29 protein-coding genes and 1 tRNA gene are annotated in these 25,220 nt (G+C 67.4%); 9 read left to right on the top strand and 21 right to left on the bottom strand.

The window, feature by feature from the left end; translation table 11 throughout:
* Positions 1–82: 82 nt before the first annotated feature.
* Positions 83–691: a 5-formyltetrahydrofolate cyclo-ligase gene (locus tag ACM9NP_RS13430; protein WP_415647005.1), complete on the bottom strand. Its 609-nt coding sequence runs from the start codon at positions 689–691 to the stop codon at positions 83–85.
* 195 nt (positions 692–886) lie between these two features.
* On the opposite strand from ACM9NP_RS13430, the gene ACM9NP_RS13425 reads away from it, so the two are divergent.
* The 5 genes from ACM9NP_RS13425 (at position 887) to sepX (ending at position 6,810) form a co-directional block, all read left to right on the top strand.
* Positions 887–2,929, top strand: a complete 2,043-nt coding sequence (locus tag ACM9NP_RS13425; RefSeq protein ID WP_415647004.1) for a diguanylate cyclase — start codon at positions 887–889, stop codon at positions 2,927–2,929.
* On the top strand, positions 2,916–3,818 hold the full coding sequence (locus tag ACM9NP_RS13420; protein WP_415647003.1) for a UTP--glucose-1-phosphate uridylyltransferase: 903 nt from the start codon (positions 2,916–2,918) through the stop codon (positions 3,816–3,818). The genes ACM9NP_RS13425 and ACM9NP_RS13420 overlap by 14 nt, the downstream gene beginning before the upstream one ends.
* Before the next feature lie 69 nt (positions 3,819–3,887).
* Entirely contained in the window at positions 3,888–5,105 is a 1,218-nt protein-coding gene (locus ACM9NP_RS13415; protein ID WP_415647002.1) for a molybdopterin molybdotransferase MoeA, read from the top strand.
* 1 nt (position 5,106) lies between these two features.
* Entirely contained in the window at positions 5,107–5,733 is a 627-nt protein-coding gene (locus ACM9NP_RS13410) for a GNAT family N-acetyltransferase (protein WP_415647001.1), read from the top strand.
* Between the two features lie 309 nt (positions 5,734–6,042).
* Positions 6,043–6,810, top strand: a complete 768-nt coding sequence (gene sepX / locus ACM9NP_RS13405) for a divisome protein SepX/GlpR (protein WP_415647000.1) — start codon at positions 6,043–6,045, stop codon at positions 6,808–6,810.
* A gap of 69 nt (positions 6,811–6,879) precedes the next feature.
* On the opposite strand, the gene ACM9NP_RS13400 is transcribed toward sepX, so the two are convergent.
* Positions 6,880–7,335, bottom strand: coding sequence for a GatB/YqeY domain-containing protein (locus ACM9NP_RS13400; protein ID WP_415646999.1), 456 nt, complete (start codon positions 7,333–7,335; stop codon positions 6,880–6,882).
* A gap of 25 nt (positions 7,336–7,360) precedes the next feature.
* On the opposite strand from ACM9NP_RS13400, the gene ACM9NP_RS13395 reads away from it, so the two are divergent.
* Entirely contained in the window at positions 7,361–8,248 is an 888-nt protein-coding gene (locus ACM9NP_RS13395; protein ID WP_415646998.1) for a metallophosphoesterase, read from the top strand.
* Between the two features lie 316 nt (positions 8,249–8,564).
* Positions 8,565–8,641 (top strand) — tRNA-Pro (locus tag ACM9NP_RS13390).
* Between the two features lie 67 nt (positions 8,642–8,708).
* On the opposite strand, the gene ACM9NP_RS13385 is transcribed toward ACM9NP_RS13390, so the two are convergent.
* From ACM9NP_RS13385 to ACM9NP_RS13300, 18 genes are all read right to left on the bottom strand, one after another.
* On the bottom strand, positions 8,709–9,881 hold the full coding sequence (locus tag ACM9NP_RS13385) for a site-specific integrase (RefSeq protein WP_415646997.1): 1,173 nt from the start codon (positions 9,879–9,881) through the stop codon (positions 8,709–8,711).
* Entirely contained in the window at positions 9,878–10,087 is a 210-nt protein-coding gene (locus ACM9NP_RS13380) for a helix-turn-helix domain-containing protein (RefSeq protein WP_415646996.1), read from the bottom strand. The genes ACM9NP_RS13385 and ACM9NP_RS13380 overlap by 4 nt, the downstream gene beginning before the upstream one ends.
* Positions 10,084–12,003 carry a DUF3987 domain-containing protein gene (locus ACM9NP_RS13375; RefSeq protein WP_415646995.1) on the bottom strand — a complete coding sequence of 640 codons (1,920 nt, stop codon included), beginning with the start codon at positions 12,001–12,003 and terminating at the stop codon, positions 10,084–10,086. The genes ACM9NP_RS13380 and ACM9NP_RS13375 overlap by 4 nt, the downstream gene beginning before the upstream one ends.
* 71 nt (positions 12,004–12,074) lie before the next feature.
* Entirely contained in the window at positions 12,075–12,839 is a 765-nt protein-coding gene (locus ACM9NP_RS13370) for a hypothetical protein (protein ID WP_415646994.1), read from the bottom strand.
* 24 nt (positions 12,840–12,863) lie between these two features.
* Positions 12,864–13,253: an ASCH domain-containing protein gene (locus ACM9NP_RS13365; RefSeq protein ID WP_415646993.1), complete on the bottom strand. Its 390-nt coding sequence runs from the start codon at positions 13,251–13,253 to the stop codon at positions 12,864–12,866.
* An 11-nt stretch (positions 13,254–13,264) separates the two neighbouring features.
* A complete protein-coding gene (locus ACM9NP_RS13360) occupies positions 13,265–13,633 on the bottom strand; it encodes a hypothetical protein (protein WP_415646992.1) in 369 nt (122 codons plus the stop codon).
* Positions 13,634–13,653: 20 nt separating this feature from the next.
* Positions 13,654–14,175 carry a hypothetical protein gene (locus ACM9NP_RS13355; protein ID WP_415646991.1) on the bottom strand — a complete coding sequence of 174 codons (522 nt, stop codon included), beginning with the start codon at positions 14,173–14,175 and terminating at the stop codon, positions 13,654–13,656.
* Positions 14,176–14,236: 61 nt separating this feature from the next.
* Entirely contained in the window at positions 14,237–14,428 is a 192-nt protein-coding gene (locus ACM9NP_RS13350) for a hypothetical protein (RefSeq protein WP_415646990.1), read from the bottom strand.
* A 32-nt stretch (positions 14,429–14,460) separates the two neighbouring features.
* Positions 14,461–15,426, bottom strand: coding sequence for a hypothetical protein (locus ACM9NP_RS13345; RefSeq protein WP_415646989.1), 966 nt, complete (start codon positions 15,424–15,426; stop codon positions 14,461–14,463).
* A 237-nt stretch (positions 15,427–15,663) separates the two neighbouring features.
* Positions 15,664–17,832, bottom strand: a complete 2,169-nt coding sequence (locus ACM9NP_RS13340; RefSeq protein ID WP_415646988.1) for a hypothetical protein — start codon at positions 17,830–17,832, stop codon at positions 15,664–15,666.
* Positions 17,833–17,864: 32 nt separating this feature from the next.
* Positions 17,865–19,697: a hypothetical protein gene (locus tag ACM9NP_RS13335; protein WP_415646987.1), complete on the bottom strand. Its 1,833-nt coding sequence runs from the start codon at positions 19,695–19,697 to the stop codon at positions 17,865–17,867.
* A gap of 1 nt (position 19,698) precedes the next feature.
* On the bottom strand, positions 19,699–19,923 hold the full coding sequence (locus ACM9NP_RS13330; protein WP_415646986.1) for a hypothetical protein: 225 nt from the start codon (positions 19,921–19,923) through the stop codon (positions 19,699–19,701).
* A 96-nt stretch (positions 19,924–20,019) separates the two neighbouring features.
* Positions 20,020–21,276, bottom strand: coding sequence for a DUF2637 domain-containing protein (locus ACM9NP_RS13325; RefSeq protein ID WP_415646985.1), 1,257 nt, complete (start codon positions 21,274–21,276; stop codon positions 20,020–20,022).
* Positions 21,277–21,278: 2 nt separating this feature from the next.
* The gene (locus tag ACM9NP_RS13320) at positions 21,279–21,503 is read right to left on the bottom strand and encodes a hypothetical protein (protein ID WP_415646984.1); all 225 of its coding nucleotides are present in this window, start codon (positions 21,501–21,503) and stop codon (positions 21,279–21,281) included.
* A 34-nt stretch (positions 21,504–21,537) separates the two neighbouring features.
* A complete protein-coding gene (locus ACM9NP_RS13315; RefSeq protein ID WP_415646983.1) occupies positions 21,538–21,753 on the bottom strand; it encodes a hypothetical protein in 216 nt (71 codons plus the stop codon).
* Entirely contained in the window at positions 21,750–22,124 is a 375-nt protein-coding gene (locus ACM9NP_RS13310) for a hypothetical protein (RefSeq protein WP_415646982.1), read from the bottom strand. The genes ACM9NP_RS13315 and ACM9NP_RS13310 overlap by 4 nt, the downstream gene beginning before the upstream one ends.
* Positions 22,125–22,329: 205 nt before the next feature.
* Positions 22,330–22,572: a hypothetical protein gene (locus ACM9NP_RS13305; RefSeq protein ID WP_415646981.1), complete on the bottom strand. Its 243-nt coding sequence runs from the start codon at positions 22,570–22,572 to the stop codon at positions 22,330–22,332.
* Positions 22,572–22,928: a hypothetical protein gene (locus ACM9NP_RS13300; protein ID WP_415646980.1), complete on the bottom strand. Its 357-nt coding sequence runs from the start codon at positions 22,926–22,928 to the stop codon at positions 22,572–22,574. Before ACM9NP_RS13300 ends, ACM9NP_RS13305 begins: the two co-directional genes overlap by 1 nt.
* 452 nt (positions 22,929–23,380) lie before the next feature.
* Between ACM9NP_RS13300 and ACM9NP_RS13295 the strand changes: the two genes are divergently transcribed.
* Both ACM9NP_RS13295 and ACM9NP_RS13290 read left to right on the top strand, forming a co-directional pair.
* Positions 23,381–24,127, top strand: coding sequence for a helix-turn-helix domain-containing protein (locus ACM9NP_RS13295; protein ID WP_415646979.1), 747 nt, complete (start codon positions 23,381–23,383; stop codon positions 24,125–24,127).
* On the top strand, positions 24,127–24,594 hold the full coding sequence (locus ACM9NP_RS13290) for an NUDIX hydrolase (protein WP_415646978.1): 468 nt from the start codon (positions 24,127–24,129) through the stop codon (positions 24,592–24,594). The genes ACM9NP_RS13295 and ACM9NP_RS13290 overlap by 1 nt, the downstream gene beginning before the upstream one ends.
* On the opposite strand, the gene ACM9NP_RS13285 is transcribed toward ACM9NP_RS13290, so the two are convergent.
* Entirely contained in the window at positions 24,569–25,138 is a 570-nt protein-coding gene (locus ACM9NP_RS13285) for an HD domain-containing protein (RefSeq protein WP_415646977.1), read from the bottom strand. The genes ACM9NP_RS13290 and ACM9NP_RS13285 overlap by 26 nt on opposite strands.
* Positions 25,139–25,220 lie beyond the last annotated feature (82 nt).

Genomic DNA, 25,220 nt, shown 5'->3' with positions numbered 1-25,220 from the left:
ACGAGTGCCAATTGTGCGCCATTCGCCCATGAACGGCCACCGCAGGGCGGCATTTTGTGATCTGGTGTCGCCCGAATGTGCGCTATCGCACGTCGCCGACCGGGGTCAGGCCACCGCTCGGTGTGACGACGTGTGACACGGGCGCGTCGTGAGGTTCGGATGGGACGGGTAGCGGCCATTCTCCGTCGAACAGCACCGCGATGACGGGGGTCGTCGTCGCCACTCTGGCGAGCGCCCGGTCGAAGCTCCCCCCGCCGCGGCCGAGCCTCGCGCCGTCGGGGCCGACGGCCAACGCAGGGACGAGGACGATGGACGCCTCGCGGACGGCCTCGGGTCCCAGTCGCGGGCCGGGCGGTTCATCGAGCCGACGGCGGGTCGTCGCGAGCTCGCCGGTGAACTCGGCCCAATCGAGGTCGAGGTCGTCGCGGAGTACGGGCAACAGCAGGCGGAAGCCGGCTTCGTGAAGAGCGTGGGCGAGGCGGGTCCCGCCGGGCTCGGTCGGCAGGGGTGAGTAGGCTGCCACAGTGCTTGACAGCACGGTGGGTAGGTCAACGATCACTGTTCGTTGTATCGCGAGGTTTGCCTCGTCGCGGTCGACGGGTGTCATCGTGCGACGCCGCGTCAGTATCCGGCCGCGCAATGTCTCCTTAGCGTCGAATGTCCGGTTCGGCGGGTCGGTAGAACAGTCCATCGGATCTCCCACGTTCGGTCAGGATTTGACTGCGGTCGGTCGGCTAACGCTGCGGATGTCGTAGCTGAGGGTCACTGTCGCAGAAACTCGAATATGAGGCTTCAGCGGTGGGTCGCTTCGGGCGGTGTGGAACCGAAGGCGTGGCGACGGTCGCCGGTGACGGCTGACGACCGCGACACGGGAAGGGGTGCGGCGATGTCCTTGCGTTCCAGGCTGACCGCGGCCTTCCTCGCCGTCGTACTCGGACCCGTGCTCGTCGCCGCGTTGTTCGTCGCGTTCATTGTGGACACCGTGCAGTCGGATCGGCTGCAGGATCGGCTCGATTCCGCCGACGACGCCGCGATCGCCGCTATCGGCGCGTCCTGCCAGCGGTTGACCTCGGCGGCCGACTCACTGGCGTTGCTGTTCGGCGCTGGCGAGGAGACGCTCGGTCGCGCCGCCGAACGGGCCGTTCGCCTGGAAGCGGTGTCCGCGATCGAGGTGCGCTCCGACGACGAGTCGCCGCTGCTGTCGGTCGGTGCCCCACGGCCGTCGACGTCGCGGGCCGCGTGGTGCGGCCCCGAGGAGTCACGGGTGGCCTTGGTCGTCGACACCCTCGCCGCTCGGGTGCCCGTCTACGCCGAGGACGGACGCATGCAGGGCAGCGTCGTAGCGTCGGTCCCGATCGACGCGGCGTTCATCGGGCGTCTGGCCGGCGTCGCCGGTGCGGACGTCACGGTGGACGACGCCAGGTCGGAGCCGCTGACCAGCTACGGTGACGCCGACTCGGGACTCGCGGGACTGGCGGCGTCGGCTCGCGCGGACGGCGAGAACACCGACGGGGAACACACCGTCATCGTGCGCAGGGTCGACCCGGACGAGGCCGCCGGTCTGCGGCTGGTGCTGTCGGTGCACCCGGTCGTCGACGGGACCCTGTACCTGTTCCTCGCGGCGGGCGTCGCCGCGGCGGCGGGGCTGGCCCTGGTCGCCGCGGCCTGGATGGCCCGATCCACGACGAAGCCGCTGACGGAACTGGTCGTCGGCGCCGAGTCGGTCGCGCGGGGGGAGTTGAGTGTTCGGGTTCCGGTGCGCGGCAACGACGAACTGACCACCCTGGCGCGGACCTTCAACCGGATGGCCGCCGAGACCCAGGGCTACGTCTCGGCCTTGACGTCGAGCCGCGACCAGCTCCGAAGCCAGTTGACGCTGCTCGGCGAGACCCTGTCGAGCACGCTCGACCTGGGCCGGATGCTCGAGATGATCGTGGACACCGCGATGGCCGCGACGGGAGCCCGCGCCGGGATCGTCCTCCTGGCCGACCCGCACGACCCGACCCTGATCGTCGGCCACGTCGGGCAGGGCATGACCGAGCGGGGTGTCGACGTCAACCGGCTGAGCGTCCGTCTCGGCGAGGGACTGCTGGGGCAGGTCGCCTCCCGGGGCGTCGCCGCGCACGGGAGGGTCGACACCTGCGAGGTCGAACCGGCTCCGGGCGAACCACGTGGCGACACCTTCATCGCGGTCCCGGTGATGGCCGTCGGCGCCGACAGCGAGGTCGGTCGCCCCCTCGGAGTCCTCGCCGTGTACGACCGAGCGGGCGGCGACGCCTTCGACGACGCCGATGTCTCCACTTTGGGCACATTCGCGGGGCAGGCCGCCGTCGCCGTCGGGAACGTCCTGTCTCACCGCGAGGCACAACGCCTGTCGCTCACCGATCCGTTGACCGGGCTCTGGAACTACCGCTACCTCCAGGTGTCCCTCTCTCGCGAGATCGAACGGGCGGGCCGCTTCCACCGCAGCGCGGCGGTCATCGCGATCGACCTCGACAAGTTCAAGGCCGTCAACGACACCTACGGGCACCCCGCCGGGGATGTCGTCCTCGCGGAGGTCGCCCGCCGCATCAACTCCGAGATCCGCGACGTTGACCTCGCGTTCCGCTACGGCGGTGAGGAGTTCGTCGTGCTCCTCCCCGAAGCCGACGCCGACGGCGCGGCCCGGGTCGCGGTGCGATTGCGACACGCCGTGAGGGACGAACCGGTGGAGCTTCCCGCCGTCGAGGAGGGACAGTCCCCACAGCGCATCCGGGTAACGGTTTCGCTTGGCGTGGCGGCATATCCCGAGCACGGAGGAGACGGGACCGTGGTGCTCGCGGCAGCCGACGAGGCCCTGTACAGCGCGAAGGCCGCCGGGCGGGACACCTGGCGGGTGGCAGGGCGATCACCTATTGGACGGTTAGGCTCGCTGCATGCCCCAGACTGAACGGAAGAAGCGCGTCATCAAGGCGGTAATCCCGGCGGCCGGCATGGCCACACGGTTTCTCCCCGCGACCAAGGCCGTCCCCAAAGAACTGTTCCCGGTCATCGACAAACCGGTCCTCCAACACATCGTCGAGGAGGCGGCCGCCGCCAACATCCACGATGTCCTCCTCGTCACCGGTCGCGGCAAGACCTCCATGGTCGACCACTTCGATCGGCGCCCCGACCTGGAACAACGCCTGATCGACCGCGGCGACGACGCCCGGCTGAAGGCCATCATGGAGCCCGCCGACCTCGCCGAGATCTACACCTGCCGCCAAGCCGAACCCCTCGGTCTTGGGCACGCGGTGTCCTACGCGGAGGCGCACATCGACGGCGGCCCCTTCGTCGTGATGCTGGCCGACGAGTTCGCCGACCCCGGCGAGAAGCTGCTGCCGCGCATGATCGACCTACAGGCCTCCACGGGCGGCGTCGTCCTGGCGCTCCTCGAAGTGCCGCGTGAACACGTCAACCGTTACGGGGTCGCGGCCGTCGAACGCGGTGACGATCCCGATGTCGTCACCGTCACCGATTTGGTGGAGAAACCCGAGGTCGACCAGGCACCCAGCAATCTCATCCTTATCGGACGTTACGTGTTGCCATCGGCTATCTTCGATGCCATCCGGGAGACTCCTCCCGGCCGAGGAGGCGAAATACAACTCACAGACGCCATGGCGCGTTTGCTGGCCGACGGCGTACCGGTACACGGCATCATCTTTCGAGGGAAGCGCCACGATACCGGCGAACCCGGTGGGTACCTGCAGACGATCGTCGAATTGGCATTCCAGCGTGACGACCTGGCGTCGTTCAAGGATTGGCTGATTGATTTTGTCGCACAGCGCAAGGGTCGGTGACGACGCGCAGCAGCGCGCCGTGCTGACCGCGAACATGGGGGGTTAACTGTGGACAACAACGGCGAACCAATGTCACTGGCGGAATTCCTGTCGGCCTCGCTCGCGCGAGTCCGCCCGCTTCCGCCGATCGATCTCGACTTGACGCAGGCGTGCGGGTGCATACTCGCCGCCAATGTCACGGCGCCTGGCCCGCTGCCCGCCTTCGATCACGCGACGGTCGACGGATACGCCGTCCGCTTCGAGGACGTCGTCGCCGCGACTCCGCAGCGGCCGGTCGCGTTGAAGGTGCTCGGCGACGTGTCGGCCGCGAGTTGGCGGCCGGTGCGTCTCGTCGCCGACACCTGCTTCGCCGTCGCCGCGGGCGCGGCGCTCCCGGTCGGCACGGACGCGGTCGTTCCGCTCGGCTGGACCGACGGCGGCATGGCCGCCGTCCAGGTCGCGCAGGCTCCCAAGCGCGGTCACGGGCTGCGTCGCGCGGGCAGCGAGCTGGAGACCGGCGCGATACTCGCGCACAATGGACAACACGTCACGCCGCAGTTGGTCGCCTTGATGGCGGCGGCGGGTGTCGGCGACATCGTCGTCCGACCGACGCCCCGCGTCGTCGTCATCGCCACCGGCGACGAACTCATGGACACCGGCCGGGTCAGTCAGCCCGGCCAACTCGTCGACGTCAACTCGCACGCGCTCACCGCCGCCGCGTCCGAGGCGGGCGCCCACGCCTACCGCGTCGGGATCTGCGACGACGAACCGGAGGCACTGCGGACGGTCCTCGACGACCAGATCCTCCGCGCCGACCTCGTCATCACCACCGGAGGCACCGGAACCGGCCCCGGCGACATGGTGCGTCGCACCTTCGGGCGGGACAAGACCGTCCAGTTCTCGCCGGTCGCCGTCTATCCGCCGAGCACGATGGGCTTCGGCACCGTCGGGCCCGAAGAGGTCCCGATCGCTTGTCTGCCAGGCGATCCCGGGGCCGCTATGATCGCCTACGAAGTGCTCGCGCGGCCGATCATCCTGCGCCTCGCGGGCGCCGAGCCCGTGTTCCGGCCCAGCGTCAAGGCCAACCTCATGGAAACGGTGACCTCGCCGTCGAACTTCCGCGAGTTCCGGCCGGTGCACGTCGCCGAACGGCGCGGCGGGGGGTACACCGTGGCACCACTGCCAGGCGGCCCGTACACTCTGTCCGGCCTGGCCGAGGCCACAGGTCTGATGGTGCTGGGAGAAAAAGTCACGACCGCGCCCGCGGGCGCGACCGTCGACGTCCTGCTATTCGATAGGCATCGATGACATGAACCCCGGTTGGCCCGCGACCTTGGTGAGCGATCGCGTCACACTGCGGCCGTACCGCCGCGCCGACGCCGTGGAGTGGAGCGCCGTCCGCAGAGCCAACGAGAGTTGGCTCGCGCACTGGGAACCGACGGCCAACACGACATGGTCCGCGGCGAACTCGCCCGCCGGCTTCCGCGCGCTGTACCGCGAGTTCCGGCGCTCGGCACGCGTCGGGTCGACTTGGCCGTTCGCCGTCTGTTACGACGACAGGGTCGTCGGCGGCATGACCGTCGGCAACATCGTCCGCCGGGCACTGTGCTCCGCGCACGTCGGCTATTGGATCGATGAGGGCCACGCCGGACTCGGCATCACCCCGACCGCGCTCGCCCTCGTGTGCGACCACGCGTTCACCGCCGGGAGACTGCACCGCATCGGCGTCGACATCCAACCGCACAATCGACCGAGCATGCGCGTCGTCGAGAAGCTCGGCTTCCGAGTCGAGTCACACTTCAAGTCCTACCTGTACATCAACGGCGACTGGCGTGACCACGTCGGCTACGCCATGACGGTGGAGGACGTGCCGCCCGGCGGTGTTCTCGCGCACTGGACGCAGCAACGGCGCGCCGCAGCCGATCAGACTCCTTGATAGACCTCAGTGGATCATTGATATCCCCTTAATGGACGTGTCCCCGGCACCGCTTTGCCGATTAAACCGGCACCGGCCACAAGGCAGGGCGTAGTCTCTAGACGTTGTCTTGTTATCTCGGGCCGTGCGAGCCGAGGGTCAGGGCGTCACTCGGCAAGGTGGAGTAGTTCCCGCATGCCGGTGTTCGACGCCTTTGGCGCGCTGGAGCACGGAGTGGGGAGCTTCGGCGACGTTGGCCGATGGTGTTCCGGCGCCGTAGCCGAACCGCCGGATAACGAGCCGGCCTCTGGTGACACGAAGGAGGAGACCATGCCGACGTCGGTGCTGCTGGCGATTCTCGCCGGGGCGGGCCTGCTCGCGCTCGCGCCCGCCCTCGTCCGCCGGTACGACGCGGACGAGCGCCTCGCCGCAGACCGGGAGAACTCCTCCGCTCGGGTCCTCGAACGCGGTGGCCGAGATGACGACGACGCCACCGCCGAACGATCCACATCGGATGAAGACGAGGTCGACGCCGCCTCCGACGATCCCGAGCCCGCGACGGCTCGCGAAGCGACGCCGGGCGGCTGGGAGCGTTGCGGAACCCAACAGGCCAAGTCGGTACTCTTGGAGCGCTCTGGACGGGACGAGGAGCGTCGAGATATGGCAGTGTCCCAGGCGCAACTGCGATCCTGGTGGAGGAGGCGGCACCGCCGCGTCCTCTTCGTGCTGATCGCGGTGAGCCTCCTGGAACTGCTCGGCGTCGTCCTCGTCGGACCCGGATTCTGGTTCGGCTTCGCCGTCTCCCTGGGGCTGCTGCTCGCGTTCGTCCGATACCTGCGGTTGCGGGTGGTCCGACACAACCACCAGCAGCGGCCGCGTACCTCCGCGCTCGCCAGTGAACGGCAGGTCTACGTTCCGCCGCAGGTCGAGCGCGATCGCGCCGAGCCGGTGTCGATCGACTCGAAGTCCGATCGCGACGGTGCTGATGCGTCCACGCTGGAGGATTCCGAGCCGGTTCCCGCCGAACCGACAGCGCCATCGCGTCGCCGTACCGGCGGCATTCGGGGCCGTTCCTACGAATCCCCGGCCAATCTCTGACCACGAAACGAGTAAGGCCCCCACCGGGCTCTTGGTGGGGGCCTTACTCGTTGGTCTCGGACCGGCGCGTCAGCCGGTCAGCTTCGCCTTCACCAGGCCCGCGACGAGCTTGCCGTCGGCGCGGCCGGCGACCTTCGCCTGCACCGCCTTCATCGCCTTGCCCATGTCGGCCGGGCCGGTGAAACCCTCGGTGGCGAACACCTCGTCGACGAGCGCGGAGAGTTCGTCGTCGCTCAACTGCTTCGGCAGGTACTCCGCCAGCACCACTCCCTCGGCGCGTTCGCGCGCGGCCTGCTCCGGTCGGTCCCCGGCGTCGAACGCCTCAGCCGCCTCCGTGCGCTGCTTCGCCTGTTTGGCGATGATCTTCAGCACCTCGTCGTCGGTGAGCTCACGTGACTGCTTTCCCGATACCTCGGCGGTCTTGACGGCGGTCAACGTCATTCGCAGGGTGTTCAACACGAGCTCGTCGCGTGCCTTCAACGCGCGAGTCATGTCTGCTTCCAGGCGGGCCTTGAGAGTGCTCATGGCTCAACAAACTACCGTGGGGGGTATGAGGAAGCGAAGCGTTATTACCGCCGCCGGGTTGATAGCCGCGACCGGAGCCGCCACGTTGGCGTACGCGTCGCTGATCGAGCGGAATCGGTTCACGTTGCGCCGATTCGACGTGCCGATCCTCGCCCCCGACTCCGAACCGCTTCGGGTGCTTCAAATCTCGGACCTGCACCTGACGCCCGGTCAGCATCGCAAGATCGACTGGGTCGGGTCGCTCGCGGCCCTCGACCCCGATCTGGTGTTGCTGACGGGGGACAACCTCGGGCACGCCGAGTCGGTGCCCTCAGTCGCGGCCGCCCTGGAACCGCTCTTCGACTTCCCGGGCGTGTTCGTCTTCGGCTCCAACGACTACTACGGGCCCACCCCGAAGAACCCGTTCACCTACTTCAACCCGAACCGGGAACACCGCTACGGCAATGACCTGCCGACGGAGGACCTGCGATCGATGCTCGTCGAGGGTGGCTGGGTCGACCTCAACAACGCGCGGACGACGCTCACCGCCGGTGGGCGGACCGTCGGTCTCGGCGGCGTCGACGACCCGCACTTCGATCTCGACGACTACGACCTCATCGCGGGGCCCGCGCCCGAAGCGGACGTGACGATCGGTCTGACGCACTCGCCGGAGCCGCGCGTCCTCGACCAGATGGCGTCCGACGGCTATCAGCTTCTCGTCGCCGGGCACACCCACGGCGGTCAGGTGTGCGTTCCCGGTTATGGCGCGCTCGTCACCAACTGCGGTATCGATCGTCGCCGTGCCAAGGGCCTCAACCGATACGGCGAAGCGTGGCTGCACGTCTCGGCGGGTCTCGGCACGAGCCCGTACGCCCCGGTTCGGTTCGCGTGCCCCCCGGAGGCGAGCGTCCTGACGCTGGTCAGCGCCGGATAGGGATCGGCTCCCGACGTCCATGGTCGAAGGTCGTGGCGGTGGGTACGGGCGCGTCGTTCCACCGCGCGCTTCGCTCGGGACGAACGGCGCGCCGACGGCGGGATACCCGATGGTGCCCCGATCGACCGGTGGGTTACGATTGCTTCCGCCTGCGGTTAACGTGGGCGAGCACGAATGAACAGCAGAACCGAATACCCATCGGGATATGGCGCATTCTGCGGCGAGGCGACGAGTCGCAACGATGGTAGAGCGTAGCGCGCTTGCGCGTTACCAAGCTGCCAGCGGCACCACGGACCAGCAATAATTGAATACCCATCGGGATGTGGCGCAGCTTGGTAGCGCGCTTCGTTCGGGACGAAGAGGTCGCAGGTTCAAATCCTGTCATCCCGACCAAGGTCAGGGCCGGTATCCGATTGCGGATACCGGCCCTTTTCGATGCTCGGGTGGCCTAACGGGTGGCCTATCCGGCGGAATCCGCCCCGAACAGACGATTCATGATCTCGGCGCCACCGGTGATCACCGGCTTGAGCTCATGACGATAGACCGCTTCTGTCACGCTCGTGTCGGTGTGTCCGACGAGGCGTGAGATCAGCTCGATTGGCGCGCCGGCCGCCGACATCAGCGAGACGAAGCTGTGCCGCAGTTCGCGCGGCGTCCATACCGGATCAAGCCCGGCTGCCTTGAGCGTCGCACGCAGGCTACGGCGCACATTGGCGGCGTCCAACGGCGTTCCATGCCGCGTGCAGAAGACCAGATCGTTGTCCTCCCATCGATCGGAAGCCGATCTCAGCATGTCCTGCGTCTTCCGATGTTCGACGAGCACGTCGACCACCGAGACCGGCAGTTCGATCGATCGCCGTGACTTCCGGGTCTTGGTGTCCCCACCCCGCCGCACGGATCGCCACACTTCGACGTGTGGAGGCACCTCACTGATCTGTTCAAGGTGGACGTGCTTCCACGTCAACGCCCGCGCCTCCTCGGTACGTACACCAGTCATCAACGACAGGACCAGGTAGGAATGAAACGGCCGCCCACGGCTGGCATTCAGCAGCGCGATGACGCCTTCGATCGGCAGGGCCCGGCTCGGCCGACCGGTCTGCCCCTCTGGAAGTTCGACCAGTTCAGCAACGTTTCGTCCAAGGCGGTCACGACGTTGTGCATGCTTGAGAGCCCGCCGTAGGACGGCCAGGATCTCGGAGAGGCTCCGCGTCGACAGCGTCGTCGCCTTGTTCGCGAGCCAGTCGTCAACGTCATCGGCTGTCAGCTTCGAAACCGCTACCCCTCCCACACTCGGAATGACGTGCTTGCGCGCGAGGATCTCGATCTTCGCTCGAGTACCCGAATCACGGCCGGGAAGGCCCCGTCGGAGGAATTCCTCGACGGCTTCCTTCACCGTGTAGGTGGCCGACGTCCTTATGCCTTGGCTTTGCTCTTTCCGGAGCCGGTCGAACTCATCGCGTACGGCCGCCTTCGTCTGGCCATACACGATCGGGCGGTTCCGTTTGCCGTTTGGTTTCAACCCGAGTGAAAGCTCACCGCGGTAGCACTTCTTCTTTTCGTCCCAGTAGATAGTGCCCTCACCGCGGCGGCCGCGATGGTCGCGCTGCTTGTCGTCGGTTTGCTTGGCGGTCATGCGGTCTCCGTTCCTTCGGTGATGAGCAGTTCGCGGTACTTGGCGAGGTATTCGGCTGGGATGCGGCGCCGACGGCCGCAGGTGATGGACTTGAGCCGGCCACGGCGGATCTCGTGGAACAACTCAGTACGGGCCATCCGCAGGAGGCTGGCGGCTTCCTCGACGGTGTAGAAGGGCTGGATGACGGCGGTCATCGGCGGAGTCATCGGGCGCCTCCGATGTGGCTCGGGTGGAGGTGTATGCGGGGTGCGGGGCGTCGTCCTCGACCTGCTGGTGGATGTTCGATACGGATGTGGCCATGGGCGTCGAGAATGCGCAGTGCGTTGGTGAGTTCGTCGATCGTCAGCTGTCGGCACATTGACCGGTGGATGTCCCGGCGGGTCACCTCGGCCTGGCCGTGTCGTTGGAGCCAGGCCAGAACCTTTGTGGCGTGTCCGGAGGCACCTGTGGCCATGTGGGTCCACGTGGCGAGGGCGTGGTCGGCGTAGTAGTGCCCGATGATCGAGGCGGCGTCAATGGTGTCCTCATCGATGGGGGTGCCGCGCCAGCCGGTGTCGAGGTTGCGGGCGATGTGCAGCAGGCCCGCGATCCTCAGGATCGCTCCGGTCCACTTGTTCGCCCACGACAGGATCGGCGCCCATTCACCATCAGCACCAAGGCGCGGTTCGCGGTAATCCTCGAGAGCCGCGACCGCAGAGAGGGCACGCGGCGTCAGTTCGAGGACGGCGTCGCTCTTGGTGTGCCACATCGCGATCGCCAGATCACGAACCCGCCGCGTATAGCGATCACGAACTTCGGGTGCGACTGGTGGCGGTGACGTGAGGCGCCGCCCCACCAACGACGTCGGCAGGCTCCACAAGAACCTCGCCAAAAGCCCACGGCTCTCAAAACCCGGAACCCGAGCGACGTCGCGGATCACATCCGGCTGAACCGCCAACCCGATCGACAACGCGGCCCGCTCCACGAACTCCGGCGCCGAACTCTTCCGATCGACCCGCAGCTGTCCACCCGCGTGCCCTTTCAAATACGCGTCGAGGTCGGGCGTGCCGCTGTATCGCCCGGCGATCTGAGTGAAGATCCCACCCTCGTCGTCGAGGACCGCAAGCCGCCCATCCTGCTGCGCCAGAAGCGTTTTCGTGGCCTCGGGAGTCGCATCAGTCGTCACCAGCCGCGGCTCGGCGGGGACGACGAGTTCCTCCGCCTCGATCGCCGCGCGCTTCGCCGCGTTCACCGCATCAGGATCGCCGGCATCCTTCCCCGCCGCCGCCAGTGCTTGCTCGGCGGCCCGCACCGCGATCGCCTTCTCCACGCGCGCTTCGATGATCTGTTGATGAGTCTCCTCGGTGAGGGCCTTCTCTGCGGCGTGGATCGGCGCGGCAATCGCGTCGAACACCGCAGACTTCCTGTTCCCCGGCCCCAACGCGACGCAGGTGTACAACGTGGCCTGCTCACGCCAGCCCGGCTTCGGTTCAACGACCACCCGACCCATCGTCGCCGTCGCCAACGTCGCCAACGCGAGCGAACCCGCCAGATCAGTCGGCGTCTGCGTCGCGACCGCGACGCCTTCAACCATGTCCGCAACCCACTCCGGCAACGCCGCAGTCGGGAACGCGGGCAAGTCAACGGACGCAGCCGTGAGCGGAATCGGATCCGGCCAGCCCCCACTACCCGACCGGGCGTCGAGGTCGGCGCGGGAGGCGTCGACGATCGCGGCGAGGTCAGCGTCGGGTCGGCGTGCGGCTTCGGCAATCCGAACGGCGGCGGTTTCAGCCCGGCGTCGCGTGGCGGCGTCGGAGACGATCGTGGCGTAATGCTCCGCCGACGCCGGCGTCGGGCACGCGGCGATCAGATCGTGCACGTACGGCGCCCCACCGGCCTGGCGAAGCTCACCAGTGTCGTGGAGACGGTGAACGACGGTAATCGGATCAACCGGGGCTCCGGAGTCGGCGGTCGCGGTGATCGCCTGCCACACGATCGCGTGGCGCGGTTCGCTCCACGTATCGTCCGCGACGCCAACAGCGCGGACAGTCGTCAGGGCGTCGGGGGCGAGCATGACGGCGCCGAGGACAGCCTGCTCGGCGGCGTACACGGGGTCCGTTTCGGGTTTCTTCTTACGTGCCATGATGGTGGTTCTCCTTCTCTGGGAGGCCCCAGCCGACAAACTTCCAGGTCAGACGGCTGGGGCAGTCTCGTTTACGCGGTCGTAGCGGTGGGGAGGGCGGCCAGGGGTGAGCGTCGGCCTCGTGGTGTGGTTCGGACGGTGTCCCAGTCGATACGGGAGTCGTCGAGGAGAGCGAGGACGTCACCTCGCCGGTAGCGGTAGATCCAGGTTCCCCACCGGGTCTGGGTGGCGGTGTGGACGGTGAGCAGTCCCGCTCGGACGAGATGGTCGGCGTCGGACCTGCGGACGCCGAGCTCGGCGGCGACGTCGTCGATCAGCAGCATCCGGCCTGTCTCCTCGGCGGGGCCGATGAGGTCGGGCCGGTCGAACGTCTCTAGGGCACGACCGCAGAACACGTCGTGGCCCTTGTAGTCGCCGACGATCGGCAGATGCCCCTGTGCCCCGAGTTCGGTGACGGCGTCACCGGTGACGTCGATGCCGAGCCGTTCGGTGAGGACGGTCGTGGCACGGACTGAGCCGACGTCGGGCACCGTTCCGAGTGTGGGGAGGATCGTGTCGATGTCGGCCGCGATCGCGGCGGCCGCGTCGCGTCCCCATGGCGCCGAACTGGGGAGGCGGCGGACCTGAAACTCGTCGAGGACGAGGTAATCGGCCAGCTGACGTGGTCCGAGCTGGGACAGGCGCCGGTCGGCCATGACCATGGCCTCACGGGCGGGCCGGTGGTGGATGCGCCGGGTCGGCATCCACGACAGCACCCACTGGCCGTTCTCGGCGAGGTCGGCCCGGTCGGTCGTGCGGTCACTGGTGATCGTGCTGTCGGTGATCGTCACGGTCATGAAGTGTGTCCTTTCTGGTAGGAGTCAGTGGTTGGTAGGAAGGGCGACGGTGGGTGTCCACAACCGCATCGCGCCTCGGTGTGGGATTGGTTTGTCGAGGGCGGTGACGTCGGCCAGGGCCCAGTGCCAGGCACCGGGTTCGGCCCAGGTCGGGTCGCAGGAGCACGCGGTGTCGGTGGCGTGGTGGACATCGGTGAGGTCGGCGACCGCGACGATCACCCCGGTCGGAAGCGGAGCGGCGGGCATGGCGTGGCGGGCGTAGAACCACGCCACGGTGTCGGGGTCGGGCTGGCGGGACGCGGCGTGGATCGCCAGCGGCCCCCGATAGTCCGTCGACCAGCCGCGGTTCTCGATGGTCTTTCCGGCGTGGGCGATCGCGGTCGCCCACGGCTGATGCAACGTCAAGGCCTTCATGCTGTGTCCTTTCAGGCGTCGGGGTTGGTGATGTCGTCGTGGAGTGTGTTGAGGGCCTCGGCCCGGGTCTGACGGACGAGGGTGATGACGAGACTGGCGACGTGGTCCGGTGAGTCGGCGAGGCATCCGGAGTTCGCGACGGTGGCGGGTTCGCCGGGAGTCGTGACGGTGATCGACCATGCCGGGATCGATGTCCGGGCGGGGCCGGCGGATACGACGGCGTACTGGAGCACGATGAGGGCGTCGTCGTCGCGGGCGTGGATCCGCACGCCACCATCGGTCTCGATTCGAGTCAGGGTCATCACCGACCCGATCGCCGCAGCCACCCGAAACGCATACGCGTCGAGGGCATCGCCGACGAGCGGCACTGTGGGAGTCATGGTCGACATGTCAGTGCCCTTCACTGGTGGTGTTCGGCGATGGTTTCGAGGGCCGCACCGATCGCGCGGGCTTCCTCAATCGACAGGTGGATGGCTTCGGCGCCGAGGTTGATGGGTGTGCCGGTGATGAGGCTGTCGAGGATCGCGACGGGCGCGGCGTCGTAGACGCGGCCGGTGTCGGCGGCTGCGGTGAGTGCGGGAAGGTCGATGGCGACGGTGAGACCGCCGTCGGGCGTGATGGTGAGAGCGAGTCCGTCGCGGATGTCGTATCCGAGGTCGGGGTTCTCGTCGATGAGGACGCGGACGATGCTCGCGGTGAGCTGGGTCCAGATGTCGTCGCCGTCGTCGAGGCATTCGTCGAGGTAGGTGGCGTCGATGACGTCGATGAGCGGGTGCCCGTCGAGGATCGGGGTCCCGTCGTCGTCGCGGTCGAGGTCGTCCCAGTCGATCGCCCAGTCGAGCTGGTAATCGGCGACGAGGTCGTCGCTGGCGAGGATCCGCGCATCCGGCGCGTCGGTCAAGGTCTGCAAACTGCCCCACATGTCCGTTCTCCTTCTGTTGGGGTGGGGGCCGCCGGCGGTGCGCCGGCGACCCTGTTAGGTGTCAGCAGACGCAGTTGGTGAGGTGCTGGTAGCAGTCCCAGCAGTGGTCGACGCTGGGGCAGCCGATGTAGCCGCACGTGCACCACTCGCCGCCGGACGTGCACTGGTTACAGACGCACTCGTGCATCTCGCAGTTCTCGCAGGCTTCGCAGTCGTCCCAGTCGTTGTCGCAGGCGTAGCACCAGTCGTCCATGGGTATCTCCCTTTGTCTGTTGTGTTGTGTGGCTAGTGGAGGAACGTGGCCGTGATGGCGGTGAGGGTGCTGATGACGGCGGTCGCGGTCGCGCCGTAAGCGATCCGAATGAGCCGGAATTTCAGGCTGAGGATCCGGTCGAGGTTGCGGTGTTCGCGACGGCGAACCGCGACGAGTTCGGTCGGTTTCTCGTCGTCCGGTTCGGGGCGGGGCCACAGCGCCGCTCCCGCGCACGCGAGAGCGGCGAGGCCCGCGATCGCGGCGACACCAGCGGCGGCAATCGGGACGGTTCCGGTGAGGGTGTCGAGGTGCGGGATCGCCGCGACCATCGCTGCGCCGATGCCTGCGGCGACGACTTGGGCTTTCGTGTCGGTGCGCGGCAAGTCGGTCCGGAGGGCGGCGATCTGCCGGTCGAGTTCGGGGACCTCGGCGTCACCGGCGTGGCGAACGTCGAGTTCGTCCTGGACCTTCTCCAGGGCGAGTTCGGCTGCGTCGCGTTGTTCCTGTACGAGTTCTCGGCTGTCGTTGAGGTCGGTCAGGTCCTCGCGGAGGTGGCCGATGCGGTCGGTGAGGTTGGTCGCGTGGTTGATCGCGGCGTGGGCGGCGAGGATGGCGGGGGCGAGCCTAGGAGCGTCGGGGCCGGTCGCGATCGCGGCGGCGATGCGGCCCGTCGTCCATATCGACCGGTCGGGGCTGGTGATCGCGGTGTGGAGCCGGTCGACGAGACCAGGCACCCACGCCCGATCACCGTCGTGGATCTGCGACTCCCACACCTCGGCGCCATCCGGCATCGCGATCGCCGTCCACGCGTCGACGACGAGCCCGGCATGGGCGGTGTCGCCGGCGGCGCCCTCCATGAGGAACGCGATGTGGCCGAGGGTGGCGATCGCGTCGACGCCGATATCGGCGGGGTCGATGACGATGCTGTTGGGATCGATGGTCGGGTCGAGGAGCCGGTCGAGGTGGTAGTGGATGTCGCTGAACACGAGCGTGTCCATGGTGTCTCCTGTGTGGCTGGTAGCGGGTGTGGGTGGGTCGGGTAGCGGGTGGCTGTTTTTGGGCGCAGCGGCCCTCAGGACCCCGATAACGGGGTTCTGCTGTGTTGGTGGTGTTTGCCGCTAGATGCGTGGTCAGGGCGGTGGTGGTGCCGCTATAGCGGGTCGATAGCGGATGGTCGGATAGCGGATCGTTGTCGACCTGCTGAGCGACCCGCTATAGCGGATGAACCGTTGCCGCTATGCGTCGTCGGGGCTGCGGTTGATGCCCTCGGCGATGTCGGCGCGGCGGTAGCCCTTGGGGTTCTTAGCGCCGCCGAGTTGTGTCGACGAGACGCCGTAGTGCTTGACGGCGGCGGCGAGTGACTTCGGTGTCAGGTCGCCGAACTTGTCCGGGTCGATGACGGCGAGAGCGTCGATCAGATCGCGGGTCGGTAGGGCCGTGGCGCCTCTGTCGTCCATGATCGAGCGGGCGGCGTGCAGGATCATCCGCCCCAAGATCAGGACGTACTTGCGGTTGCCGTCGGTGTTGCCGTGGTCGTCGATCAAGTCGTCACGAAGACCCAAGTCGTCTCCTTCGGTCGCGGTGGGCGCGGTCGCGGTTGTGCTCGTGGTGGTGGTGGTGGCGGTGGTGGCGTGTTCGCGGGCGGGTTCCTCCTGACGGTCGGCGGCGGTTGGTGGGTTGGTGGCGTGGCGGGGCGCGAAGTCGCGTCCGGCGTCGCGGGCGGCTTTGACGAGGAGGGCGCGGGCTTCGGGTGTTGACCAGCGGCGCGCGTAGGCGGGTCCGGCGGCTGCGGCGGCGCCGGGTTCGAGGACCGGCCGCCAGGTCGAGTACTGGGCCGAGCGGGCCGGGATCGCGTCGGTGGTGAGGTAGTAGGCACGCCTCGCCGCCATGCGGGCTTTCTTCGCGAGTGTCACGACCGTGCCCGCCTCCTCGAAACGCGTCGGGTCGACGAATTCGAGCGTCGCCGACGGCACCGTGATGGCGTTGTAGATCTCCGTCGCCGAATCGACTTGCAGCAGGTCGACGATCGTGGACTGCGACAGCAGGTCGCGGCCGACGTCACCAAGGAATGATCCGGTGCCGCGCTGCGTGGCGAAGTCGATGTCGATCCCTTCGGACCTCAGTTTCGAGACGACGCGGGCGAGGCGGCGGGCGACCTCGGCGAACGCGTGGTTGCCGGTGAGGTCGGCGATCTCGTCGATGATGAGTCGGATCGCCGGAGTCGCCGCGCTGACGGCGACCTTGTCTCCGGAGCCGTGCTCGGCGCGGTGATCACCGATGCGGTGCAGGGCGTCGACCATGTCCCGGACGGCCTGGGGCGTGCTGACGACCCAGTCGAACGCGGGAGCCTCGACGTCGCCGACGGCGTACGGCGCCAGCCACGGCGCGGTGAACCGGCCCTTCTTGAAATCCACGCCCCACAGGATCACGTCCTTGCAGCTCAGGTACCGGTCGATGCGGACGTTCGTGAGGCCACTCTTGCCTGCGTCGCGGCGACCGATCGTCGCCACGGTCTGGTACGCGTGAACACGGGCGCCGACCTCGCCGTCCTCGTGAAGTCCGTCGTCGAGGGGATCGAGGATCGACCGGGGCTCGTCGACGACGGGCGGCATCGGAATCGGCTCGGCGAACGCCGACTTCAACGCCTTCGTGATGAGGACGATGCTGACGTCCTTGATTCCTTGGGGGCGTTCGACACGGACCGCTCCGGGAAACGGAGCCCGGAACGCGATGTCGAGAGCGTCGCGGCGGGAGCGGGCGTCGGCGAACGTCGTCCCACCAGGCGCGATCCGCATCAACGCCGACACCGCGATCTCGGACTTCGACTCCTTCTGGAGGGTCCAGCCCTTGACGCCGGCGGCGGCCAGCGACTCCGACCACGCGTCACGACGTGCTTCGACGGCGCGCGCTTTCTGGTAGGCGGTGACACGGGCGCGCCCGGCGTCGCGGACGAGCATCGACCACACCACCAGCAGCGGCAACGTGATCACGCCCAACGCGATCAGGTGGGTGAGTGTCGTCCCTCCGAGGTCAAAGATGTCGAAGGTGGGAACCCGTGCGGCGTAGGTGGTCCACGCGGTCGCGGCGAGCACCGACGCCGATGTGTACATGACGCCGAGTTTCTTGATGCCGCGGTTGATCGCCGCACCAGCGAACGACGCGGTGAGGACCGCACCGGCAATCGCGGGCCACCCCCACCCGATCCCCGTCATGTACGAGATGCCGCCGACGACGTAGACGACGGGCGCGGCGAGGACGGGGTTGGTCCAGGCGCCGGCGTCCCACTCCTCCGTCCCGAACACGGGTTCCTTCGGGTCGGGGACGTCGGCGAGGGTGATCTGACGACCGCCGGTCGCGGCGGCCTGCTTCGTGTCGCGGTTCGCGCGACCAGCGATCGACAACATGGTGGGCTTCCTTTCGGTGTGGTGCAGGGGTTTCAGGACTGGTTGGCCGTGACGTCGGCCATGTGCTCGTTGGGGCGGGGGTTGCGGATCCGCTCGAGGTCGTGCTTGCACTCGACCTCGACCGTCGCGGCGATCTCGGTCGCCGCCGACGCCGCCGACCGCAGCCTGGCGGCGACGTCGCGGAACTTCTCCGCAACAGCTCCGCCAGCGGGAGAGTCAGCGGAGGCGGCACCGAGGCGGTCGAATGCCATCGCGATCGCGCGGAGAGCATCCGGTGACGAGTACGCGATGTTGACGATGTCGAGAAGATTCCGGGGCCGGTATGCGGCCATGCCCGTGGCGGCCTCGACCGTGGGCTGAGTAGCAACGTGCATGGGTCCTCCTGAAGATGTGGTCGATGTCGGTGATGCGGTGGCCGGCAGCGGAATCGCCTGCCGAGGAATCGATTCCGATGCCACCGAGGACGGCGCGGATGGCGGTGGTGGGGTGGGTTGAAGGCGGGCATCGGTAGAGAGGGGAATCCACGCACGCCGCTCGGGACGGCGCGGCGCGGCGGTGTTGACGGTGTGCCCCGTGTCAGCGGGCCGGGTACCGGTGTCGCGCAACGTGTCATTGACTTTGGTCGCGGCAGCGGTGATGTCCGCCAAAGCCTCGGCACGGCGACGCTGCTCGTACTCACTCGGCGGTACCCGCGTCCCGTCGGGACGCAACCCGGTCACCGGGTCGATGAAATAGAAGTCGCTCGTGCCATCGGACCAGTCCGGTCGATCCTCACCCGGACGCCGATCGGTACCGGTGGCGAAGAACCGCGCCTTCGACGCGACCCACGCACCCGCACTACGGGTACCGCGCCACCCCATACCCGCGACCTTCGCCGCACCGACCGCGCCAACACCAACGACGAAACCCGCACCACGCGCGCCCTTGGCGGTACCCTTCGCAGCCGTAGCGGTACCCCGACCGAACGCCTTGCCTGCCTTCGCAGTACCCCGGCCGAACGTCTTCGCCTTCCCAGCAGCCGTACGGACCTTCTCCCGCAACGGCTTCCGATCCTTCGACCCCGGTACCTTCGGAGCCTTCGGAGCCTTCGGCGTCTTCCCATTGGGTTTGCCGTTCGGTACCGACGGCATACCGTTCGGCTTGCCACCGTGGGGTACCTGCGGCCCATTCGGCTTCCCGTTCGGTTTCCCGTTGGGCCTGCCGCCGTTCGGTTTGGTGCCGTTCGGTACCTGCGGTCGACCGTTGGGCTTGCCGCCATTCGGCTTACCGCCGCCGGGCCCCGGCGGCTGGCCATTCGGCTTGCCACCGCCCGGCCCCTGCGGCTTCCCGTTCGGCTTACCACCGTTCGGCTTTCCGTTCGGCCCCTGCGGTTTCCCATTAGGCTTGCCGCCATTCGGTACCTGCGGTCGACCGTTGGGCTTGCCGCCATTCGGCTTACCGCCGCCCGGCCCCTGCGGACGACCGCCGCCGGGCCCCGCTCCCGGTCCGCTCGGTCCTGCGGGACCGTTCGGCCGGTGGTTGTTGTTGCGGCGGTGGTTCTTGGTGGTGCGGAGGGATCGCGCCCACCCCAACAGGACCACGGTGGCGATTCCGGCGGAGACGACGAGCAGCACGACCGGCCACGGCACACCCGCTTGGGTCATCGCCATCGCGGCGATCCCCGCGAGGACACCGACGATCACGATCCTCTTCGGCGTCACCAGCTTCGTGGTTTGGCGGCGGTTCGGGGCGGCCGTCTCGGCGGCCATGTCGTCGACGTCGTGCCCGGCGGGGCGACGGCCACGACGCTGAACGGTGGCGGGTTCGGTGGTGGGGGCCTGCCCCGACGGGGCAGGCACATCACTCGTGTTGTTGATCGCGGTCATGTCAGGACCCGATCTCGTCGAACCCAGCCGTCACAGCGGCTTTGATGACATCGACCGCGCCGAGAGCGATCGACTCGATCCACGACACCTGCGACGCCAGACCGATCAGGCCAAGCCCACACAGGATGATCGCCCACCAGCCGCGCGACGCGTACCGCCAGCCGATGAACACCATCGCCGCCGGAACGATCACGGTCATCCACTCCAGAGTCTCTTTCTCTTCCATGACATACACTCCTTAATCTCGTGTTTCTGCTGGTACGTAGTGATTCGGGAAGGGGCGGGCCGCGGTGCAACGCGGCCCGCACCGCGTCCACACGGTCTAGGCGGTTTTGGGTTTGAGGAGTCCGGCTTCGTCGAGGAGGCGGCGGGCACGGTCGACACCGATCCCGGTGGCCTTGCGGACGGCCTTGACGGCGACGTGCCCGTCGGCGTCCTGCGGCAACTCGTTGATACGGGCGAGGAGGTCGGCGTCCGACACATCCGACCGTGCGGACTTCGTCGGCTTGGCGGGTTTCGGAGCCTTCGCGGGCACCGGCTTGATCGCCTTCGTCGGCTTCGCGGTCGCGGCGTCGATGGGGCGGACGTCGGCGGCGGTCAGGTCGCCGAGACGGTGCTGCGTGCGCAACTCCAGCGGAGCCTTCACCCGCCATGCGACGCCGTAGACGCCGCGCAGGGCGGCACCAGCGAGGACGCGGCGCTTGTAAATGACGAGAGCGTCGGCGTATGTCTCGACGTCACTGTCGCGAGCCATGATCACCCACAGGCGAACCGTCTCTGCCGGGGCGACGACCCAGCGCGGCAACCGGATGCCCTCCCGCACCTCACCAGCGGCGATCCCCGCGAGAACGCGAACGACGTGGGCGATGACTTCGGCGACGACAATGAACAGTGCTGGGAGCGTGACGTGGGCGATCAGACCGACGCCTCCGTGCCCGGCCGCGTTCAGGCCGATCGTCACCGCAGTGAGGCCCCACGGGATGAACCGCAACCAGGACAGGCGCATCCTCCGTTTGGCGAGGAGGATGTCGAGGCCGATGAACACCGCGATACCGAGGTCGATGCCCGCAGGGACGAGCCACGCGGAGTCCGAACCGAACGCGGGAACCATCTGATCCTCGACGTTCGCGAACGACGCGACGAACCCGATCGCGCCAATCCCGAGGGCGCCCACCGCGACCGCGACGGCACCCAGCCGACCCCAGAACCCCAGCGGCTCAACACCCGCCGCCTGCATCCGAGCGAGCCGCTCGGCCCGCCGCTGCTTCCGCGCCGAGACGCGCTTCGGTGTCGCGTTCACCACGGGAACCGCAGGCGCGGCCTCCACGACCGGTGCGATTGGGCGGGCAGGCGGCGCGGACCGGTTCTTCTTGCCGCGCCACAGGCGCCACCGGGAAGGGGACTCGACCGGCGCCACCACTGGGGCGAGGGCCGGAGGGACAGCGTCCACCACCGGCGCCTCGACCGGCACCGGCACCGGGGCGGGTTCAATGACGAGTTCAGGTTGGCGGGGCTGGCCCAGCAGCACCGCACCCGGCATGGACATGGTGTTCGTGTGGCCGTTGAGGAGTGTCGTCATCGCTATCGCCCCTCGGCCTCGCGACGGGCCGACCGCACCAGGCCGACCATACCGACGATCAGCGCGACCGCGCCAACAACACCGCCGGGGCCGTCCGTGGTCGCCGTCGCGTACCCCAAGGCCCAGAGACCGCCGATGAAGGCTGTGAGAGCGAGGACGCGTTTCGTGCGGGGACTGATCGCGTCGAACTGCGACGTGATGCCCTGCAACAGGTGTCGAATGTTCACTGTGGTTCTCCTTTGAATCCGAATTGAGAGGGGGTTAGGGCTGGTCGGGTTCGCCGTCGTCGTCGCCGCCGACCGGCGGAGCGGCCGCGACAGCGCGCTGGAAACCGACCGCGAAACACGCCATGCCCGCGATGAGCGTCAGCGTCGCGCCGACGATCGTCCAGGCGGAACCACTGATGTAGCCCGCGATGCCGACGACGATTGCGAGGACGATCGCGGCGAGACCCGCACGGAGAAGGGCGGCGATCATGCCCAGCCCCCGATCGGGCCTCGCCGTCGAATCCCGCCAACGGCGGTGGCGACGAGGGCGAGGTTGCCGTCGTCGAGGGCCGACAGGGCGTCGCGGAGTTTGATCTGCGTGTTGGCGGTCAGGGACGCGGCGATGTCGACCACCGCGGCTTCCCCACTCGAGGAAACCGCCCGGGCGAGCCGACGAAGTTTCCGCCAGTCGACCGTTCCGGTCGTGCTGATGGCCGGGCGTAGGCCGCGACTCGCCGCCCACAACCCCGCACCAGCGAGAAGATCGATCGCCGCGTGATCGGCGGGACCGGCGAGGCAGTACGCGGCATCGTGGAGGAACGCGACCAGTTCGGTCGTCGGCATGTCGTCGATCGCCGTCACGCCGCTACCTCCATCCGGGCCGCGCGAGCCAGACGAGCCGTCAGACGTGCCGGATCGGCCTGAATGCGGTGCGCCAGAACAGGATCGACGTAACCGCCATCAGCGGTGACAATTGACAAAGCCACCGACCGTTCCAGCGCCAGCCGAAGCAAACGCGCGGTCAACTCGATTCGGTCAGCGGGGCAAGAGAAAGCTGTAAAGCGCATCAGGCACCGCCCCGCAGCTTGGCTTCGAGGGTGTCGATGTGCTTGTGGATGGCCGGCAAGTCGGCGAAGACCTGGCGGGCAGCCTCAGCGGTGATCGTCGTCGGGTGGAACAGGTTGTACGCGTCGGCGAAACCGTCGACTGCTCGGCGAAGTTCCGCCGTGGCCGCGAGCAGCCCCGGCGCGGGAGCCGTGGTGACCGCGCCACCTCGGCGCGGCCGTGGAATAGAAGAGAGCAGACTCATTACGCCGCCACCCCCACGAACATCGGGGAGGCGATCGGGCGGCGGCTCACGATCGGGCGAGCCGGAGCCTCACCCGGCCACGCGTGAAGCGCAGTCCACACCTCGCTGTAGGTCGCGCCGAGGCGCGCCATGATCTCGCTGACCCGGATGCCGGCCGCGCGCATCCGACGCATCGACGTTACTCGCGCCAGCACCGCCGGCGCCGCGACCGCGCGAACCGCGGTCTCAACAACAATCCGTTCATCGGCGCGAGCCGCGCTGATCAGACACGCCGTGCATGGCGCGTCGAGAACCTTGTGCTTGGAGCGGCACATCGCCGTAGCGACTTCGGTGACGCCCTTGTCGAACTTGTCCATTACTGACTGTCCTTTCTTCACCCGACCCTCGAATGGGGTCGGTCAGCGCCCTACACGGGAATCGCACCCGCCACGCAACGACCGGCTAGTCGAAGGCGCCACTAGGTAGGGCTAGCCAGGAACAGCGAACCTTCGGAGAATCCGCAGGTCATAGGTGCTGTCCTTTTTGGTCCACGATTCAGATGTCAAAAAACACGTGAGGTTTCGCCCTGCCCGTAGACAGAGCTCCGCCCCGGTAAATCCATCAAGCTGGAGTATCAACTGACTTGAGATGACAGTATCAAGTCAGTTGATACTTTGCAACCGCCCCCTCCGGATTTCTTCCGAAGTGGTTGTTGATGAACTAAGAATCTCCCGCCGGGCAGGGACGCCGACACCGCAACTGTGGACATCCCTGGACGTCCACGGTACGGTCAAGTCGTCCCAAGACGTCCCGCCATTGGAGAAGACCCATGGGTGCAAACCATCGCCTGCGTGACGCACTTGCACGGTCTGGGTTCTCGCCTGCAGGGCTGGCGAACGAGCTTGGCGTTGACCCCAAGACTGTGAGCAGGTGGCTCACCGGCCGCATCCCATACCCGAGATACAGGACAGACGTCGCGCGGCTCGTCAATGAGTTTGAAAGCGTCCTGTGGCCGACCGCGATCTCGGACGAGGACGCACCAGAAGTGGCCCGCTCCGAAATTCTGCGAACCTACCCGCATAGGTCCGCCGTGCCGATCGACCTGTGGAGTCGCACGTTTGACCAGGCTCGCGAACGGATTCTGATACTCGCTTACTCGGGATTGTTCCTACCCGAGACCGATCCCAATCTCGTTGAAAAGCTCCGAACCAAGGCACGGTCGGGCACCGAAGTCGTCATCCTGATGGGCGATCCCGACTCGGAGGCCGTCGCGATCCGCGGAACCGACGAAGGGATCGGCGATGCTCTCGCCGCAAAGATCCGGAACGTCCTCGCCTTCTATCGCCCGCTTGCAGACGAACCTGCGATCCACCTTGGATTCCACGCGTCGACGCTCTACAACAGCATCTACGTCTACGACGACGACATGTTCGTGAACACACACGTCTACGGATCTCCAGCCGCTCACGCGCCGGTACACCACCTCCGAAGGCTCGGCACCGGGCAGTTGTTCGCCACCTACATGCGCAGTTTCAACCGAGTGAGGTCCGAATCAACGCGCATCCTGGAGTCGTGATGGGGCGGATCGAGCACATCGACAATCCCAACGCTCCCCGCGCGAACAGCATTGTGGTCGCCGCAACAGCCTTTGTACTGGACAAAGACCATCGTGTCTTGTTGATCCGACGCACCGACAACGGCCTATGGGCGCTACCCGGTGGTGCTCAAGACTTTGGTGAGACTGTCGCAAGTGCTGCGGAACGAGAGACGCTGGAAGAGACGGGAATCTCGGTTCGGGTCACAGCGATTGTCGGCGTTTACTCGTCCCCACACCACGTCGTCGAGTACAGCGATGGCGAGGTCCGTCAACAATTCTCGCTCTGTTTCCGTGCCGACCCTGTTGGGGGAACCCTCACGACGAGCGATGAGTCAAGTGAGGTTCGTTGGGTATCCGAGAGCAACCTGGATGACCTCGATATCAACCCGTCAATGCGCCTTCGCATCGAACACGGATTCGCTAACCGCGCGCCGTACATTGGCTGATCAGGGATTCAACCCGGTCTGTCACCGTCGTGAGTTCCGGTCGGGCGTCGGTGATGAATCGAGTCACGAGGTCTTCGGGCCCGTACCGGCTGATGATCTCGTCAAAGCGATCGGAAACCGCAAGGCGCCGCCCGTCCGGCCCGGTGGTGAGGTCGGCGAACCAAAGGACATCACGCATGAGGCTCTGTTCTCCACCGCATGGAAACTCAGCGAGCAATTCGGACTCAAGGCCGCGTAGTCGAGCCTCCCTGACGGCGCAAGTGTGGTGAGCGACCAGGTCGACGATGTCTGTCCTCACGCCGATCTGGCGAAGATGACGTGCTCCGTCGAGCGGGTGAAACCCGGTGATCGCGATCGTTGGCGCATAACCGACGTCATGCAGCCAGCCAGCCGCTTCGACGGTCTCGGCGTCCGCTTCTTCCAGCAACTTCAGACCGATACAGCCGGCATGCGCACCAACCGATTGAACATGCGCCCACCGGCGCGGCAGAACCTCGGCGAGCAGGTTTTCCGCGATCGCCTTCGCCTCAGCCACTGTGGTCATCGTTGCTCTCCCGTTCTGTCGGACTTTTTTGCTTCACTGGTCGACCCCCGACGCCTGGCCGAGGTCGCTGCTGTTGCCAATC

This window comes from Stackebrandtia soli (assembly GCF_965137155.1).
GTDB classification, from domain to species: domain Bacteria; phylum Actinomycetota; class Actinomycetes; order Mycobacteriales; family Micromonosporaceae; genus Stackebrandtia; species Stackebrandtia soli.
The sequence above is the reverse complement of the archived record's forward strand: the minus strand, read 5'-3'. Positions and strand labels throughout refer to the sequence as shown.

What these genes read in the sequence shown, in the direction of transcription:
- ACM9NP_RS13430 (WP_415647005.1), bottom strand. Translation starts at nt 691, where the DNA reads ATGGACTGTTCTACCGACCCGCCGAACCGGACATTCGACGCTAAGGAG.
- ACM9NP_RS13425 (WP_415647004.1), top strand. Translation starts at nt 887, where the DNA reads ATGTCCTTGCGTTCCAGGCTGACCGCGGCCTTCCTCGCCGTCGTACTC.
- ACM9NP_RS13420 (WP_415647003.1), top strand. Translation starts at nt 2,916, where the DNA reads ATGCCCCAGACTGAACGGAAGAAGCGCGTCATCAAGGCGGTAATCCCG.
- ACM9NP_RS13415 (WP_415647002.1), top strand. Translation starts at nt 3,888, where the DNA reads ATGTCACTGGCGGAATTCCTGTCGGCCTCGCTCGCGCGAGTCCGCCCG.
- ACM9NP_RS13410 (WP_415647001.1), top strand. Translation starts at nt 5,107, where the DNA reads ATGAACCCCGGTTGGCCCGCGACCTTGGTGAGCGATCGCGTCACACTG.
- sepX (WP_415647000.1), top strand. Translation starts at nt 6,043, where the DNA reads ATGCCGACGTCGGTGCTGCTGGCGATTCTCGCCGGGGCGGGCCTGCTC.
- ACM9NP_RS13400 (WP_415646999.1), bottom strand. Translation starts at nt 7,335, where the DNA reads ATGAGCACTCTCAAGGCCCGCCTGGAAGCAGACATGACTCGCGCGTTG.
- ACM9NP_RS13395 (WP_415646998.1), top strand. Translation starts at nt 7,361, where the DNA reads ATGAGGAAGCGAAGCGTTATTACCGCCGCCGGGTTGATAGCCGCGACC.
- ACM9NP_RS13385 (WP_415646997.1), bottom strand. Translation starts at nt 9,881, where the DNA reads ATGACCGCCAAGCAAACCGACGACAAGCAGCGCGACCATCGCGGCCGC.
- ACM9NP_RS13380 (WP_415646996.1), bottom strand. Translation starts at nt 10,087, where the DNA reads ATGACTCCGCCGATGACCGCCGTCATCCAGCCCTTCTACACCGTCGAG.
- ACM9NP_RS13375 (WP_415646995.1), bottom strand. Translation starts at nt 12,003, where the DNA reads ATGGCACGTAAGAAGAAACCCGAAACGGACCCCGTGTACGCCGCCGAG.
- ACM9NP_RS13370 (WP_415646994.1), bottom strand. Translation starts at nt 12,839, where the DNA reads ATGACCGTGACGATCACCGACAGCACGATCACCAGTGACCGCACGACC.
- ACM9NP_RS13365 (WP_415646993.1), bottom strand. Translation starts at nt 13,253, where the DNA reads ATGAAGGCCTTGACGTTGCATCAGCCGTGGGCGACCGCGATCGCCCAC.
- ACM9NP_RS13360 (WP_415646992.1), bottom strand. Translation starts at nt 13,633, where the DNA reads ATGACTCCCACAGTGCCGCTCGTCGGCGATGCCCTCGACGCGTATGCG.
- ACM9NP_RS13355 (WP_415646991.1), bottom strand. Translation starts at nt 14,175, where the DNA reads ATGTGGGGCAGTTTGCAGACCTTGACCGACGCGCCGGATGCGCGGATC.
- ACM9NP_RS13350 (WP_415646990.1), bottom strand. Translation starts at nt 14,428, where the DNA reads ATGGACGACTGGTGCTACGCCTGCGACAACGACTGGGACGACTGCGAA.
- ACM9NP_RS13345 (WP_415646989.1), bottom strand. Translation starts at nt 15,426, where the DNA reads ATGGACACGCTCGTGTTCAGCGACATCCACTACCACCTCGACCGGCTC.
- ACM9NP_RS13340 (WP_415646988.1), bottom strand. Translation starts at nt 17,832, where the DNA reads ATGTTGTCGATCGCTGGTCGCGCGAACCGCGACACGAAGCAGGCCGCC.
- ACM9NP_RS13335 (WP_415646987.1), bottom strand. Translation starts at nt 19,697, where the DNA reads ATGACCGCGATCAACAACACGAGTGATGTGCCTGCCCCGTCGGGGCAG.
- ACM9NP_RS13330 (WP_415646986.1), bottom strand. Translation starts at nt 19,923, where the DNA reads ATGGAAGAGAAAGAGACTCTGGAGTGGATGACCGTGATCGTTCCGGCG.
- ACM9NP_RS13325 (WP_415646985.1), bottom strand. Translation starts at nt 21,276, where the DNA reads ATGACGACACTCCTCAACGGCCACACGAACACCATGTCCATGCCGGGT.
- ACM9NP_RS13315 (WP_415646983.1), bottom strand. Translation starts at nt 21,753, where the DNA reads ATGATCGCCGCCCTTCTCCGTGCGGGTCTCGCCGCGATCGTCCTCGCA.
- ACM9NP_RS13305 (WP_415646981.1), bottom strand. Translation starts at nt 22,572, where the DNA reads ATGAGTCTGCTCTCTTCTATTCCACGGCCGCGCCGAGGTGGCGCGGTC.
- ACM9NP_RS13300 (WP_415646980.1), bottom strand. Translation starts at nt 22,928, where the DNA reads ATGGACAAGTTCGACAAGGGCGTCACCGAAGTCGCTACGGCGATGTGC.
- ACM9NP_RS13295 (WP_415646979.1), top strand. Translation starts at nt 23,381, where the DNA reads ATGGGTGCAAACCATCGCCTGCGTGACGCACTTGCACGGTCTGGGTTC.
- ACM9NP_RS13290 (WP_415646978.1), top strand. Translation starts at nt 24,127, where the DNA reads ATGGGGCGGATCGAGCACATCGACAATCCCAACGCTCCCCGCGCGAAC.
- ACM9NP_RS13285 (WP_415646977.1), bottom strand. Translation starts at nt 25,138, where the DNA reads ATGACCACAGTGGCTGAGGCGAAGGCGATCGCGGAAAACCTGCTCGCC.